The following is a 14589-nucleotide window of genomic DNA, read 5'->3' on the forward strand; positions in this document are numbered from 1 at the left end:
CAGTCAGAACTCGATGCCTGCCTGAGCCTTCACGCCAGCCTGAAAATGATGCTTCACCAATGCCATCTCGGTCACCAGGTCCGCCGCGGCTAAAAGAGCCGGTTTCGCGTTGCGCCCGGTAATGACGACATGCAGCTCAGGGCGTCGTGCCTGCAGAGCAGTGATGACTGACTCAAGATCGAGGTAGTCGTAACGCAGGGCGATGTTCATTTCGTCCAGAATGATAAGGCCGATGGTCTCATCCTGCATTAGTTCAAGCGCTTTCTGCCACGCGCGCTCCGCTGCTGCGATATCGCGTTTAAGATCCTGCGTTTCCCACGTAAAACCCTCACCCATGGTGTGCCAGACCACCCGGTCGCCGAAAACTGCGAGAGCCGGTTGCTCTCCGGTGGACCAAGCGCCCTTTATGAACTGCACGATCCCGACGCGCCGGTTGTTGCCGAGCATCCGTAAGGCTAAGCCGAAGGCTGCAGTCGACTTGCCCTTCCCCGGGCCGGTATGGACCATGAGAAGACCCTTCTCTAGGGTCTTCCCCGCCACCTCCGCATCCTGAACCGCCTTGCGGTTCGCCATCTTGGCGCGATGACGTTCCTCGGTTTTTTGGTCTACCTGCTTCACCGGACAGGCTCAGTTGCGCCGTTGGAGTAGGTTTCCTCTCCGCTGCGGAGTCGAGTTTGCAGCGCACCTGCGATTGCGCCAAGCAGCGCCCAGAAAATCAGACTGGTGGCGAAGACTGCGGCCATGAAACGTGCATGCAGGTCGAATGGCACAGCCGTGTCGTGGCTTACCGGCAAGGGCGCACCCCAAAGATGCGGAGCGACAAGCAAGACAACGGCGAGAACCGCAAAAGCCGGTGTTCTCGCATATGTTAGCAGACCCAGCCCGATGGCGGTCAAGAGTGCAGTCGACACCCACCACACCTGCCGCGCGGTCAGATCGGCCGCGGGCATCCCGGGGAGTTCGGGCGGCAGGCCGAGCCCCGGCGCCAAGCTGAAGGCGAGGAAGCCAGCGAGGCCAAACATCAGGCCACTTCTCCATCCATTCAACGTTCCCAATGCCTCTGCGGCTGTAAGTAAGATGAGAGCGAAGCCGATGCCAGCAAGCATATTTGAACCCGCCGTGTAGACAAAACGCTCCGCGCCGTCAGCTGGCATCCAGCCATCTTCGCCGTGATCATGTGCAGGCGTACCTTCATCATGAGCATGGGAGTGGGAATGCCCAGCCTCCTCGCTCTCGCCTTCAAAGGCTTCTGCGTGAACGATAAGCGGAGTCGTGGCGTAGCTCTGCAGCACAGTAAGGACGAAACCGGACACAAGCCCGGCGATCACCGCCGCAAGGACGATGTTGCGAAACAAGGACATGTTCATTTCCTCAGTGGCAGGGGAAGGCGAGCGAATGGCGCGAATCGTGCGCGGCATTGTGGACGACTTCCATATGAGAGAAGCCGACAAAGCCTACGACAAATAAGCCGAGCAGGGCCGTCATACTGAGGGGAATGATCTTGGTTGTGGAGGCACCAAGTGCACTGGCTGCCGTCTTCGTCGTCATCTTGCTTCCTTTCGCCCTCCACCCGAGGGCATAGCATTTCACCAACGCGCCGGCAGGTCTCCTGGCTCGCGGATCAGACGCTTTCTCCCGCCTTCCCAGATTTCTCCAGTGGCAAATGGGAGCGAAGCTCTCCGCCTACAGTTGCGGGGGCAGCCACGGAATTGACCTTCCAGTCTCACCGCATTCCCTCTCGCCCTCTCGGGCACCGACGACCCCGGCACTATACCCCAATCGTGCCTGAGGGCAATCCGCCTTGACAGCGCATTGACACGAACCGGCGCCCGGGCTTACTGAAGTCCCGACGGTTCTTTTCCGGCAACGGGAAGGACGAAAAGGGAATGCGGTGCGATCCACTAGGTTCAATGCCGCGGCTGCCCCCGCAACTGTAAGCGGATAGCTTCAGCCAGAAGGCCACTGGGCGCACGCCCGGGAAGGCTGGTCTGAGAGCAACGACCCGCGAGCCAGGAGACCTGCCGTCGAGATGCTGTGCTTTGCCGGGCGGGGTGCCTCGGAGGAAGCGACTGATCACCGATGGTAGACCGCATCTGCGGCTGCCTCCGCGCCCCACGTTGATTCAGGTTGGAACGCGGCATTGAGTGACGGACTATCCGATAATGATCCCGAGGTCACGATCTTCGTGTGCACGAACTGCCGTGCAGCGTCCGATGATGGTTCCCGACCAGGACTCAAGCTGATCCAGGCGCTGTGCGAGGCAACGACGGATCTGCCGCTCTCCGTAAAGCCCGTAACCTGCCTCGCGAATTGCGAGAAAAGCCCGAGTGCCGCCTTCAACCACCGCTCCGGATGGTCCTACGTCTTTGGCCACCTGAGCGTGGAAAACGTCACCGACATCGTCACCGGTGCGATGATGCTTGCCGAGGATGAGCGTGGCTTCCTGCCGCTACGTGGTCGCCCCTCATGCCTACGAGGCAAGGGCATGACTGCGCGCATCCCACCTTTTCACCACCATGAGGATTTGCCCGAATGACCGTCACCTTCGATCGTGTGCCCTGTACAGTTGTGACCGGCTTCCTTGGAGCAGGAAAGACCACACTGATCCGAAACCTGATCGAGAACCTTTCAGGCAAACGCCTTGCGATCATCGTCAACGAATTTGGTGATGTCGGAGTCGATGGCGAGGTGCTGAAGGGCTGCGGCATCGAAAGTTGTCCAGACGACAATATCATCGAGCTTGCCAATGGCTGCATCTGCTGCACGGTAGCAGATGATTTCGTTCCGGCAATCGACCAGATCCTGACCCGCGTGCCGCGCGTGGATCATATCCTCATCGAAACTTCGGGCCTCGCTCTGCCAAAGCCCCTCGTTCAAGCCTTTCAGTGGCCGGCGGTGAAGGCACGCGTGACGGTAGACGCTGTCGTGGCTTTGGTGGACGGGGCGGCCTTGGCCGAAGGCCGGGTGGCTAACGACCATGACGCTCTCGAAGCACAGCGCCAAGCCGACGGGTCAATCGATCACGATGATCCGGTGGAAGAAGTTTTCGAAGACCAGATCGCCTGCGCCGACCTGATCGTGCTGACCAAGACCGACTTGCTCGACTCCGATGCACTGGCTCTGGCGAAAGACCGCGTGGCGGCGCATCTGCCGCGCGCGGTGAAACTTATTCCAGCTGCCAATGGCATCGTCGATCCAGCTGTCCTTATTGGGCTTGGACTCGCGGTCGAGGATGACATCGAAAACCGCAAGACACATCATGACGACGAGCTCGACCACGACCACGATGACTTCGATAGCTTCGTCGTGAGCCTGCCTGCCGTCGCCAACGCAGAGGAACTTGCCAAGCGCATTGCAGCAACCGCCGAGTCAGAGAATGTCCTGCGCGTTAAGGGCTTTGTGGACGTCGCGAACAAGCCGATGCGCTTGCAGGTTCAGGCTGTAGGCTCGCGCGTGAACCAATATTTCGATCGCGCTTGGGCGCCTGGGGAACCACGCCAGACCCGCCTCGTCGTGATCGGCGAAAAAGGCATAGACAGATCGGCAATAGAGAAGATGCTGGCCGCCTGAAAGTCTGAGAACAGCATGCACATACTTGCCACCACATCGTCGTCCCTCGACGACCTCATCGAGCCGGTCGACCTCAACCAGGCGCCGGCTGATGTGGTGGTGCTGTCGTTTTCGAGCAGCGATCTCAAGAGCATCGCGTCAAATTGGCCGGTTTCGGGAGAAACCTCTCTCAGCACAACAAATATCACTGATCTCCGCCATCCCATGTCGGTAGATCTTTGGCTGGAAAAGACGGCTGTGCATGCGAAGCTGATTCTGGTCAGGATCCTGGGCGGCTATGACCGCTGGCAGTACGGCGTGGAGCAACTGGCACATCTCGCCAGGACAGAGAACAAAAAGCTGATCCTTTTGCCGGGCGAGTGCAGCATTCGAGACGAACGTCTGGCCGCAGCCTCGACGGTCGATGATCATGAGCTTACAGCTGTTCTATCCTGCTTCCGGGAGGGCGGACGAGAAAACATGGTCCTGCTGGCGAGCCGGCTAGACGCTCTTTCCAGAGGCCAGTCCCTCAAGCTTCTCCCTGCACAGGCCATGCCAAAGGCGGGGTACTATCATCCCGCCAGAGGCATAACGAGCCTGGAGGAGTTGCTGCAGGAAGCTCCCCTCAACGCACCACGCCTGCCGATCCTCTTTTACCGATCAATGCTCCTGGCAGACGACGTGGCACCGATCGACGCCTTGTTCACGGCTCTCGCAGCGCGCGGATTCGCGCCCGTTCCTGTCTTTATCGGCAGTCTGAAGGAGGATTACTCGCTACATTTCGTCGAGACAGCTTTGGCCGACCTCGCTCCTGACGCGATCTTGTCCACAACTGCATTCGCCGCAGGCACCGACACGACGCAGGACACTGTCTTCGATCGCTGGGGCATCCCTGTCTTCCAGTTGATCGTGGCAACCACCGAGCACGATGGCTGGAAGGAAAGTCAGCGTGGTCTTGGGCCCTCCGACCTCGCGATGCACGTCGTACTTCCCGAACTCGATGGCAGGCTCCTCCTTGGTCCCATCTCCTTCAAGCGGAAAGATGCCTCGAACCGACTCATCAACCATCCGGAGCCTGACCGGATCGAGCATGTGGTTCAGCGAATCTCACGCTTCCTTCGTATGCAGAAGACACCCCGCGCGGAACGTAAGGTCGCGATCTTGATGCCGGACTACCCAAACGCACCGGGCCGCACGGGCTATGCAGTCGGGCTGGACGTGCCGCAAAGCGTAATTGAGATGCTGAAGGATTTGGCGGCATCCGGCTACACCATCGCGGATGTGCCCCAGGATTCTCGGCAACTTCTTGATTGCCTTGAAGAGCGACAAGGGGCTCTTGAGCTTGATCGGTACAGCACTTGGTTTGAGGGGCTTCCCTCCAATGCTTCGGCGGCGGTACGCACCGCATGGGGCGCCCCGTGCCAGGACCCAGAGGTCCATGGCGAACGGTTTTGCTTTCGCGCGGCAACGTTTGGAAATGTTTCTGTTGCCCTGGCACCTGATCGCGGTCGCACCGCTGACCGGCGGGCGGAGTATCATGACCCGAGCCTTCCGCCGCGCCATGCCCTGTTGGCCTTCGGCGTATGGCTGCGCGAGATGGTGGGAATTCATGCCATCGTGCATGTCGGCGCTCATGGAACACTTGAATGGTTACCCGGGAAGACCGTAGCCTTGTCGAAGGGGTGCTTTCCCGAGATCATCGTCGGCGGACTTCCGGTCATTTACCCATTTATCGTATCAAACCCGGGTGAAGCGGCGGTGGCGAAAAGACGCATCGGCGCTGTCACCATCGGGCACCTGCCGCCGGTGCTGACCAATGCCGGGCTATCGGAGAGCCAGAAGAGGCTGGAGCTCCTGGTTGATGAATATGCTCAGGCCGATGGTTTAGACCGCCGGCGGAGGGATCGGCTGGCGAAGCTGATCGTAGAAACCGCACAGGAGGTAGGACTGGCGGCTGAAGCCGGCCTTTCCCCCGACGACGATCCCGACACCGCTCTTGCACGTATTGATGCCTTCCTCTGCGACCTCAAAGATTTTTCGATCAAGGACGGCCAGCACATTTACGGGCTGGCGGCGCCAAATGATACGGACGTAGCGCGCTTGGCAAGCGCAAGCGCCGAACGGGAGGCACTGCTTGCGGCATTAGACGGCAAGCATGTTCGGCCAGGTCCCTCCGGAGCCCCCGCCCGTGGGCGGAGGGACGTCATGCCCACCGGACGCAACCTGTATGCCAACGATCCCCGCACCCTCCCCACGCCAACGGCATTCGACCTGGGCAAGAGAGCTGCCGAAGAAGTGCTGCGCCGATACCTGCAAGATCACGGTGAGTGGCCCCGGAACCTCGTTTTCGACCTCTGGGGAAGCGCCTCACTCCGCAGCGGCGGCGAAGAGGTGGCACAGGTCCTGGCACTGATGGGCGCACGACCGGCCTATGACACGGCGACCGGGCGCGTGACCGGAGTGGAAATCTTGGCACCCGCTCAACTGGGGCGCCCACGGGTCGACGTGACGTTGCGCATCTCTGGCCTCTTCCGCGACATGTTCCCCGCCCTCATCGCGCTTCTCGATACCGCAGTCCGGGCGATCGCTAACCGGGAGGAAGCGCCGGGAGACAATCCACTTGCCGAGGAGACGAGGCGGCAAGGGCTTGTGCCCGCGAGGATCTTTGGCTCAGCTCCTGGGACTTATGGTGCCGGCATAGAGGATCGTCTGGCGACCGGAGAATGGAAGGAGCGCGAGGAACTGGGGCAGTCGTATCTGGACGCTGCAACGCATTCCTTCTCTGGACAAGTGGCCGATGCCAGCGAAGCGTTGGGCCAGTTTGCTGAACGCATCGGTCAGGCCGATCTGCTGGTCCACACAGGTGACGATCCTGGCCGCGATCTTCTCGACGGTTCTGCAGATGTGTCTTTCATTGGTGGCTTTTCGGCAGCTGTCGCAGCACTCGGCGGAAAGGCGGACATCATCACCCTTGACACGACGGATCCCAACCGCCCAAGAGCAAGGTCTCTTTCGGAAGCCGTTACGCGGGTTGTGAGAGCCCGTGCAACAAATCCGCGGTTCATCGCTGGACAGATGAGGCATGGGCCACGCGGTGCTTCTGAACTGGTGGAGGCGGTGGATAGGCTGATTGGTTTTGCCGAGACCACGCATGCGATCCCGCATTCACTGATTGAGGCGACCTATGAAGCTTACGTCGCCGACAGCGCCGTCCGAGCGTTCCTTTTGTCACAGAACCCCGAAGGCGCCAGGTACATGGGCGAGCGATTCCGTTCGGCGCTTCGCCGCGGACTCTGGCACCCGCGCAGGAATGCAGTACACGAGGAACTGGAAATGCTCGGTGCCGGAGAGGCGGCATGACGACCCTTTCACTCGATAGACATGCACTCGACATCCGTCGCGGCGTCTGCCCCAGCCTGACGGCGCCCATGCAAACCGGAGACGGACTTCTCTCACGAGTCGCGCTGATCGACGCAATTGATCCTGCGCAGTTGACAAAGCTCTGTAACCTGGCATTGCGCCACGGAAATGGGATTATGGATGTCTCGGCACGTGGCAACCTGCAAATACGCGGCCTTGACGGCATGTCTGCGCCAAGACTGGCCCGGGATGTTCGCAAACTGCAACTACCGCTTCGGACAGGTTTGGCGGTGGAAGTGCCTCCTTTCGCCGGTTTTGACCCCACTGAAACGGCTGACCCTCGTCCAGTGGCTGCTGCAATCTCTGAGGGAGCCCGGGACATTGGAGGTCTTGCACCCAAGATGAGCGTTGTCGTTGACGGCGCCGGGCGGGTACGTTTGTCCGGCTTGTTGGCAGATATTCGATTGGTGGCCAGTCCACAGGCGCAAGATGGCGGCTGGACGATTTTCCTCGGCGGCACCGAGACCACGGCCAGCATTCACCGGACGCTGAATGATGCTGACGCCATAGCAGAGGTACTGAATCTGCTGCGGCGATTGGCAGCGGATGGACCAACGGCGCGAGGCCGCGACCTAGCAACCGCATCGCGAACGGAAGAGCCTTACACCGCGTCGTCACCCATAGGGCTGCACATCCTGTCTGCCGGTCAGGCTGCAGTTGGGATAGCACCTGTGTTCGGACAGATCAGGGCGGACAAAATAGGCTTGATCAGCCGAGAAGCACAACGGTTGAAGATACCCAGGATCAAGCCAGCCCTGGATCACTCTCTCATTTTCATGGGAACCCTTGGCGCCTGTAGCGCGCTCCAGGATTATGCAGCGCAAGAGGGGTTCATAACCAAGTCGAGCGATCCACGCAGCGCGGTTGCGGCTTGCGTCGGCAGCCCTGCTTGTGCTTCGGCGTCGGCAGCAACGCATCAACTGGCAGAGCGGGCTGTTGCCGAATTTGGTGATCTTCTGGACGGCTCGTTCAAGCTGCACGTATCCGGATGTCTGAAGGGCTGCGCACACCCAACCCCCTCCCCGCTCACCCTCTGCGGTACTGCTGAGGGCGTGTCCTTCGTAGCTGGCCGTGCAGGCGATCGTTCCCTTGCCACCGTTGCAGAGCAAGACGTGCCCTCCGCGCTACGTCGCACTGCCGCACTGGTGAGAGGCGAGCGACGTGACGGCGAAAACTCTGCCGCCTGTCTGCTCCGGCTCGGCCTCCCCCAGGTAGCCGCCACTTTCACATCAGGACGAACATGACCCCATACGACTACATCCGCGACGGTGATGCTATATACCGGCAGTCCTTCGACATTATCCGTCGAGAGGCCGACCTGTCAGCATTCACGCAAGAGCAGGCGGACATCGCCGTTCGCATGATCCACGCCTGTGGGTTGGTCGAGGCAGCAGAGCATTTCCGTTTTTCTCCTGACTTCGTTTCGAAAGCTCGTGGAGCACTGCATGCCGGCAAATCGATCTTCTGCGATGCAGAGATGGTGGCCCACGGTATCACCCGTGCGCGTCTTCCGGCAGATAACTCCGTCATCTGCACCTTGCGCGATGGCAGAACCGTTGAAATCGCGCGCACCATCGGCAATACGCGGTCGGCTGCCGCGCTCGACCTTTGGGACGGGCTGGACGGTGCCCTCGTCGCCATTGGTAATGCTCCAACCGCGCTCTTCCGGCTTCTCGAGCTCCTCGAAGCAGGAGCACCTCGACCCGCCGCCATCATCGGCATGCCGGTAGGTTTTGTCGGTGCAGCAGAATCAAAGGAACTCCTGATGGCGCACTCCTTCGGGATACCCTATGCCATCGTTCGCGGGAGAATGGGCGGTTCAGCGATGACGGCTGCCGCAGTCAACGCGCTGGCGAGGGCCGGCCTGTGACCGCAAGCGAAAAGGGCAGGTTGATCGGCGTCGGCACGGGTCCTGGCGATCCGGAATTGTTGACGCTCAAGGCGGTGAGAGCGCTTCAGGAAGCCGATGTGGTCGCCTTCTTCTGCAAGAGGGGCGGGACTGGCAATGCGCGGGCAATCGTGGACGCGCACATCCGGCCAAGGACCATCGAGATGCCGCTGGTCTATCCGGTCACGGTCGAAATGCATAAGGATGAACTTGGCTATCAGGGCCCGATCTCGGAGTTTTTTGATCGTTCAGCAGGGGAGATAGCGACCCACCTTGACGAGGGGCGCGACGTCGCGGTTCTGAGTGAGGGCGATCCTCTCTTTTATGGCTCCTATATGCACCTGCATGTTCGCCTTGCCTCCCGGTATCCAACAGAAGTGGTTCCAGGTGTAACCGCAATGTCCGGCTGTTGGTCCCTGGCAGGCCTCCCCCTTGTGCAAGGAGACGATGTCTTGAGTGTCCTGCCAGGAACACTGCCTGAAGAAGCGCTGACGAGACGACTTGCGGATACTGAAGGCGCCGTCATCATGAAGGTAGGCCGCAATCTTCCCAAGATTCGGCGAGCATTGGAGGCTGCCGGCAAGCTCCATGGCGCTCTCTATGTCGAACGCGGCACAATGGCGAACGGAAGTGCCCAACGACTCGAAGACCGTGACGAAAGTCCGGCACCCTACTTCTCACTCGTCCTCGTCCCCGGCTGGAATGCACGGCCATGACCAAGTCGCCCGCCGGATCATTGACTGTCGTTGGGCTCGGACCAGGTCATCCGGAGCAGGTGACGCCGGAAGCCGCGGCGGCTGTCGCTGCCGCAGGAGACTTCTTCGGCTATTTTCCTTATCTCGACAGGCTTTCCCTTCGCGCCGACCAGCGCCGTCATGCCTCCGATAATCGTGAGGAACTGGCCCGCGCCAAGGCGGCCCTCGATATGGCTGCCACAGGCGGAAAGGTCTGCATCGTTTCTGGCGGCGATCCTGGCGTTTTCGCCATGGCCGCTGCGGTTTGTGAAGCGATCGAGGAAGGCCCACCCAGCTGGCGGGATGTTGACCTTTCCGTAGTTCCGGGCGTCACGGCCATGCTTGCCGTTGCTGCGAAGGCAGGCGCGCCTCTTGGGCACGATTTTTGTGCCATCTCTCTGTCAACGAACCTGAAGCCGTGGTCTATCATAGAGAAGCGCATAACAGCGGCCGCAGAGGCCGGCTTCGTCATGTCCTTCTACAATCCGGTCAGTAGAGCTCGACCGCATCAACTTGGCGAAGCTTTCGACCTCCTACGCCGTTATCTGCCAGGCAGTGTACCGGTAATCTTCGGCCGCGCAGCCGGTCGCCCGGACGAATGCATTCGGATTGTGTCATTAGCGGAGGCGGCCAGCGACATGGCCGACATGGCTACTTGCATTATTGTCGGCTCCACCGACACTCGATTGATTGAACGAGCCGGCAAAAAGACGCTGGTGTACTCGCCCCGCAGCTACAAAGGTGGCAGCGCATGAGCGAGGTGGCGCACGATCCCCTCCACGGTTTCGGCTGCTGGAACCTCCGGCAGCGGCGGCCGATTAATCAGCACCACCTCTATGCCAAGCGCCCGAGCAGCCGCAATCTTGCCGTAGCTTGCGCCCCCGCCGCTGTTCTTCGCCACGATGACCTCGACCTCATGCTCTCGCAGCAGCCTCGCCTCGTCTGCTTCTCTGAAGGGGCCACGATCGGTCAGATAGATTGCGTGAGGAACCGTGAGCGGCGGCTCGACGGGATCGACGCTGCGGATCAGGTAGCGGTGCTGAGGCGCGGCCTGGAAGGGCAGCAGTTCCTGTCGCCCGAGCGTCAGGAATACACGGCGGCTAGCTGCCCCCAAGAGCGAGACAGCGCCGTCGACACTGCTGACCGACTGCCAACGGTCGCCATCCTGTCGACGCCACGGCGCACGCCGCAACGCGATCAAAGGCACTCCAGAGATCTTGGAAGCGAGCGCCGCATTGGCGGAGATCCGCGCGGCATAAGGATGCGTCGCATCCACAAACATGGCAATGTTCTGGGCAATAAGATGGGCTGCCAAGCCTTCTGCACCACCGAAACCGCCGATTCGAACCGGTACGGCATGCTCGGCGGGGGATCGCGTCCGGCCAGCGAGCGAGAGTTGCACAGCGTAGCGTGGGTTGCAGCTCAGCATCCCCGCGAGCCGACGCGCCTCGGCCGTTCCGCCGAGTATGAGGATGGGGTGCTGCACAATGCCTCCTGAATCGAATTATGACCATGCACCGTCGAACCGCTGGCTGTCCATCGTCGGGATTGGCGAGGATGGTATCCTCGGCCTCGGTGAAGGCGCGAGAGGCGCGGTTGCTTCAGCTCGCGTGGTATTTGGTGGAAAGCGGCACCTGGAACTCGCATCTACTCTCATTTCCGGCAATGCCAGGACCTGGCCCACGCCGTTTGATGTAGCAATGGCTGACGTGGTGGCTCTGCGGGGGCAGCCAGTATGCGTACTTGCTTCCGGCGATCCCTTTTTTTTCGGTGTCGGAGCGACGATCGCCAAAATCATTGAAGCCAATGAATATGTCTCATTCCCCGCCCCATCCGCTTTCTCGCTTGCCGCGTCGAGACTCGGCTGGGCACTGCAGGATGTGGAAACAGTTTCCCTTCACGGTCGGCCCATCGATCTCATCCGTCCGTTCCTGCATCCGGGGCGGCGGGTGCTGGCTCTCACATCCGATAGCCGAGGCCCAACTGCACTTGCACAGATGCTGTGCGACATGGGGTTCGGAGGATCACGCATGACGGTTCTCGAGGCGTTAGGAGGCACTCACGAGCGGATCCGGAGCTCCGAGGCACTCGACTTGAGGTTCACCGATATCAACGAACTCAACGTTGTCGCGATCGAGCTTTGCGGCTCAGGACGAGTCTTGCCACTCGCCACCGGTCTAGACGACGCCTTGTTCGAGCACGATGGCCAGATCACGAAACGCGAAATTCGCGCTGTGACACTCTCGGCTCTCGCTCCTCGGCGTGGCGAACTCTTGTGGGACATAGGCGCGGGCTCCGGCTCGATCGGCATAGAATGGATGTTGCGTCATCCTTCGATGCGCGCGATCGGGATAGAAGCAGACCCGGTGCGTGCGGCACGTGCTCGCCGGAATTCGGAAAGCTGCGGAGTCCCAGGCTATGAGCTGGTGCAAGGCACCGCGCCCGGCGCCTTTGCAAACCTGGACGCTCCAGACGCAATTTTCATTGGCGGTGGCGGCAGCGACAATCGCGCCTTCGAAGCCGCGGCAGCACGGCTGAAGCCGGGAGGGCGGCTGGTAGCAAATGCGGTCACTCTCGAAATGGAGGCAGTCCTACTCGCCGCGCAAGCACGGCTTGGAGGGCGCCTTATCCGCCTGCAGATAAGCAGAGCGGAGCCGGTAGGCTCGATGCAGGGCTGGAGAGCCGCCATGCCTGTGACCCAGTGGACCTGGCAAAAGGCGGAGGAGGACCGATGATCGTGGCGGGGCTGGGGTGTCGGCGAGGGACACCCATTGAGGGGCTCGAGGCGGCCTTGATGTTGGCGTGTGATCATGCCGGAATTCTTCCAGCTTCTGTTCACGCCTTGGCCACAGGAAAGATCAAGCAGGACGAGACGGGCTTGCTGGATCTGGCAAAACGTCTCGACTTGCCGCTTCACATCGTCGGCGACCAGGAACTGAAGGCCGCTGAGCCTCGGACGCAGACATTCTCCGCGCACAGCCTCGCACAAACAGTTTCACCTAGTCTCTCGGAAGCCGCGGCTCTTGCAGTGGCTGGGGTCCGTGCGACGCTGATCGTGGCCCGTGTCGTGGCAGAAGGTGCCACCTGTGCACTTGCTCAATCGGAGGCGACACCATGACCGTCCATTTCATTGGGGCAGGCCCGGGCGCCGCCGATCTGATCACCGTACGCGGCCGCGATCTCATCGCCCGCTCCCCCGTGTGCCTCTACGCCGGCTCCATCATGTCGCGTGAACTGCTCCAATATTGCCCGTCGGGGGCGCGCATCGTGGACACAGGCTTGCTGTCGCTTGACGATATCGAAGCGGAATACCTGAAGGCGCATCGAGAGGGGAAGGACGTTGCGCGGCTGCATTCAGGCGATCTTTCGGTATGGAGTGCCGTGGCGGAACAGATCCGACGGCTAAAGCGCCATCGGATCGCTTACACGATGACTCCTGGAGTTCCTTCCTTTGCAGCGGCGGCCGCTGCACTCAGGCGGGAATTGACAATTCCGGAAGTTGCGCAGAGCCTGGTGCTGACACGCATCTCCGGTCGCGCATCGAAAATGCCGGATGGAGAGACGCTCGCTAGCTTTGCTGCAACAGGGGCGACGCTCGCAATCCATCTTGCCATACATGCAATGGGGCGGATTGTGGAGGAGCTCGCACCCTTTTACGGCACCGATTGCCCGGTTGCGATCGTAGTTAAGGCTAGCTGGCCGGAGGAACGGATTATCCGCGGCACATTGGCCGATATAGAGGCGAAGCTTGCCGCAGAGCCCGTAGAACGAACCGCCGTGGTCTTTGTCGGGCGAAGCCTTGACGTCGCCGATTTCGCGGAAAGCCAACTCTACGATGCCAGCTACGTCCGTCGCTTCCGGCCCGGCTGGCCTCAAGAGGTCCCCGAATGACCGGTCGGAACGAACGGAGCAGAACCTCGAAGAGTGCCCTCACGGTCGAACACCAGGATCTCGAGCGAGATCTCGGGCTTGTTCAGCACCTTAGCGGCGGCCGTCCAGGCACGCGATGCGACACGATCACCCAACTCGATGCCGGCTTCCGAGGCTATTTCGAACGCACCAGCCACCGTGTTGGCAAGGGCGATACTGCGGACGACATCGTCCGTTGCACCGCCTTCACGAGCGATTTCCGCCAACGCTTCCATATCAGCCAATCCATGCTTGGAATGTACATCGAGCATCCCCTGCGCGAGCTTGGTCATTTTGGCCACCCCGCCGGCGATCGTAACCCGGGGAACCGGGTGATGACGCAGATATTTGAGCATTCCGCCGATAAAGTCGCCCATATCGATCAGCGCGATCTCGGGGAGGCCATGGTGCGCCGCAACGGCGCGCTCGGATGTATTTCCAGTGGCGCCGGCAACATGGTCCAGGCCGGCGGCGCGGGCGACGTCGATACCGCGCCAGATGGAATGGATCCATGCCGAGCAAGAAAATGGGATGACGATCCCGGTCGTTCCGAGGATCGATATCCCGCCGACGATGCCGAGCCGCGGATTAAGGGTTTTCTCCGCCAGCCTTTCGCCATTGGGGACCGAGATCTCGACCTCCATATCGGCGTCCGGTCCAGCGATCTCGAAGATCGCTTCGGCGATCATCTTGCGCGGCACCGGGTTGATCGCGGGTTCGCCGGGCGGCAAAGGCAATCCTGGGCGGGTGATTACGCCGACGCCCTTTCCGGCGTGGAAGGTGATGCCGGAGCGAGCTTTCCCCCACCGGACGGTACTCACGATAAGTGCACCGTGGGTGACATCGGGATCGTCTCCGGCATCCTTGATGATACCGGCCGTCGCAAATCCTGCGCCGGTTTCTTCCTGCGCCAGCGCGAACGAAGGCCGCTGCCCGCTAGGCAAGGTAACCTCTACCATCGCCGGGAAATGTCCCTCGAGCAGCGCCTGACACGCCGCCTTGCTGGCCGCTGCCGCGCAGGTACCCGTGGTCCAGCCACGGCGGAGGTTCTTGCCTTCGCTGTTCATGATCCGTCTATATCCTTGCAGA

Annotated in this window: 15 protein-coding genes and 2 riboswitches; of the genes, 10 read left to right on the forward strand and 5 right to left on the reverse strand. The window is 60.9% G+C overall.

Translation table 11 applies throughout. From position 1 onward, the window contains the following. Positions 1–3 precede the first annotated feature (3 nt). The 3 genes from cobO to LXM96_RS15115 are packed head-to-tail and all read right to left on the reverse strand — an operon-like array spanning position 4 to position 1548. The gene (gene cobO, locus LXM96_RS15105; RefSeq protein WP_239999387.1) at positions 4–618 is read right to left on the reverse strand and encodes a cob(I)yrinic acid a,c-diamide adenosyltransferase; all 615 of its coding nucleotides are present in this window, start codon (positions 616–618) and stop codon (positions 4–6) included. Then, the gene (locus LXM96_RS15110) at positions 615–1361 is read right to left on the reverse strand and encodes a CbtA family protein (RefSeq protein ID WP_239999388.1); all 747 of its coding nucleotides are present in this window, start codon (positions 1359–1361) and stop codon (positions 615–617) included. The genes cobO and LXM96_RS15110 overlap by 4 nt, the downstream gene beginning before the upstream one ends. A gap of 10 nt (positions 1362–1371) precedes the next feature. Further along, positions 1372–1548: a CbtB domain-containing protein gene (locus LXM96_RS15115; RefSeq protein ID WP_239999389.1), complete on the reverse strand. Its 177-nt coding sequence runs from the start codon at positions 1546–1548 to the stop codon at positions 1372–1374. A 34-nt stretch (positions 1549–1582) separates the two neighbouring features. Next, positions 1583–1773: riboswitch (cobalamin riboswitch) on the reverse strand. A gap of 60 nt (positions 1774–1833) precedes the next feature. Continuing rightward, a riboswitch (cobalamin riboswitch) is annotated at positions 1834–2040 on the forward strand. Between the two features lie 100 nt (positions 2041–2140). On the opposite strand from LXM96_RS15115, the gene LXM96_RS15120 reads away from it, so the two are divergent. The 7 genes from LXM96_RS15120 to LXM96_RS15150 are packed head-to-tail and all read left to right on the forward strand — an operon-like array spanning position 2141 to position 10346. After that, on the forward strand, positions 2141–2536 hold the full coding sequence (locus tag LXM96_RS15120; RefSeq protein ID WP_239999390.1) for a DUF1636 family protein: 396 nt from the start codon (positions 2141–2143) through the stop codon (positions 2534–2536). After that, the gene (gene cobW, locus LXM96_RS15125; protein ID WP_239999391.1) at positions 2533–3570 is read left to right on the forward strand and encodes a cobalamin biosynthesis protein CobW; all 1038 of its coding nucleotides are present in this window, start codon (positions 2533–2535) and stop codon (positions 3568–3570) included. The genes LXM96_RS15120 and cobW overlap by 4 nt, the downstream gene beginning before the upstream one ends. Before the next feature lie 15 nt (positions 3571–3585). After that, entirely contained in the window at positions 3586–6909 is a 3324-nt protein-coding gene (cobN, locus tag LXM96_RS15130) for a cobaltochelatase subunit CobN (protein WP_239999392.1), read from the forward strand. Further along, positions 6906–8213 carry a precorrin-3B synthase gene (gene cobG / locus LXM96_RS15135; protein ID WP_239999393.1) on the forward strand — a complete coding sequence of 436 codons (1308 nt, stop codon included), beginning with the start codon at positions 6906–6908 and terminating at the stop codon, positions 8211–8213. Before cobN ends, cobG begins: the two co-directional genes overlap by 4 nt. Then, positions 8210–8839: a precorrin-8X methylmutase gene (locus LXM96_RS15140; RefSeq protein ID WP_239999394.1), complete on the forward strand. Its 630-nt coding sequence runs from the start codon at positions 8210–8212 to the stop codon at positions 8837–8839. Before cobG ends, LXM96_RS15140 begins: the two co-directional genes overlap by 4 nt. Beyond that, on the forward strand, positions 8836–9573 hold the full coding sequence (locus tag LXM96_RS15145; protein ID WP_239999395.1) for a precorrin-2 C(20)-methyltransferase: 738 nt from the start codon (positions 8836–8838) through the stop codon (positions 9571–9573). Before LXM96_RS15140 ends, LXM96_RS15145 begins: the two co-directional genes overlap by 4 nt. Next, the gene (locus LXM96_RS15150; RefSeq protein ID WP_239999396.1) at positions 9570–10346 is read left to right on the forward strand and encodes a precorrin-3B C(17)-methyltransferase; all 777 of its coding nucleotides are present in this window, start codon (positions 9570–9572) and stop codon (positions 10344–10346) included. Before LXM96_RS15145 ends, LXM96_RS15150 begins: the two co-directional genes overlap by 4 nt. Here the strand turns inward: LXM96_RS15150 and LXM96_RS15155 are convergent. Further along, positions 10325–11077, reverse strand: a complete 753-nt coding sequence (locus tag LXM96_RS15155; RefSeq protein ID WP_239999397.1) for a cobalt-precorrin-6A reductase — start codon at positions 11075–11077, stop codon at positions 10325–10327. The genes LXM96_RS15150 and LXM96_RS15155 overlap by 22 nt on opposite strands. Position 11078: 1 nt before the next feature. On the opposite strand from LXM96_RS15155, the gene cbiE reads away from it, so the two are divergent. From cbiE to cobM, 3 genes are read left to right on the forward strand one after another with little or no spacing between them, the layout of a single operon-like run. Next, complete coding sequence (gene cbiE, locus LXM96_RS15160) at positions 11079–12326, forward strand: precorrin-6y C5,15-methyltransferase (decarboxylating) subunit CbiE (protein ID WP_239999398.1); 1248 nt, start codon at positions 11079–11081, stop codon at positions 12324–12326. Then, the gene (locus LXM96_RS15165) at positions 12323–12709 is read left to right on the forward strand and encodes a cobalamin biosynthesis protein (protein ID WP_239999399.1); all 387 of its coding nucleotides are present in this window, start codon (positions 12323–12325) and stop codon (positions 12707–12709) included. Before cbiE ends, LXM96_RS15165 begins: the two co-directional genes overlap by 4 nt. Beyond that, positions 12706–13482, forward strand: coding sequence for a precorrin-4 C(11)-methyltransferase (gene cobM, locus LXM96_RS15170; protein ID WP_239999400.1), 777 nt, complete (start codon positions 12706–12708; stop codon positions 13480–13482). Before LXM96_RS15165 ends, cobM begins: the two co-directional genes overlap by 4 nt. Here the strand turns inward: cobM and LXM96_RS15175 are convergent. Next, on the reverse strand, positions 13464–14567 hold the full coding sequence (locus LXM96_RS15175) for a cobalt-precorrin-5B (C(1))-methyltransferase (RefSeq protein WP_239999401.1): 1104 nt from the start codon (positions 14565–14567) through the stop codon (positions 13464–13466). The two genes, cobM and LXM96_RS15175, sit on opposite strands and share 19 nt — an antisense overlap. Positions 14568–14589: the final 22 nt, after the last annotated feature.

Origin of the sequence: Rhizobium halophilum, assembly GCF_021648825.1 — a bacterium.
Classification (GTDB): Bacteria; Pseudomonadota; Alphaproteobacteria; order Rhizobiales; family Rhizobiaceae; genus Neorhizobium; species Neorhizobium halophilum.